A 229-nucleotide genomic window follows, 5' to 3' on the forward strand; every position below is an offset into this window, starting at 1 on the left:
TCGAAGCCGAGCAGCTCTTTGGTTGCCTGCGGCAGTATAACGGCGACATTACCCTGCAGCCGGGACTGGTTCATCAGGCGAACGGCGGCGTGCTGATTATTTCCTTACGAACCCTTCTGGCGCAGCCGTTACTGTGGATGCGTCTGAAAGCCATCGTTAGCCGCGAGCGTTTTGACTGGGTGGCCTTTGACGAGTCGCGTCCATTACCGGTCTCCGTGCCATCCATGCC

At 58.5% G+C, this 229-nt stretch carries 1 protein-coding gene; it reads left to right on the plus strand.

What is annotated here, in order from left to right; genetic code table 11:
- Positions 1-229: AAA family ATPase (locus tag ACODJP_RS14555; RefSeq protein ID WP_422482717.1), on the plus strand; the 229-nt coding region annotated here is incomplete at both ends.

This window comes from Pleomorphochaeta sp. DL1XJH-081 (assembly GCF_049310885.1).
Taxonomy (GTDB): domain Bacteria; phylum Spirochaetota; class Spirochaetia; order Sphaerochaetales; family Sphaerochaetaceae; genus CAYZJV01.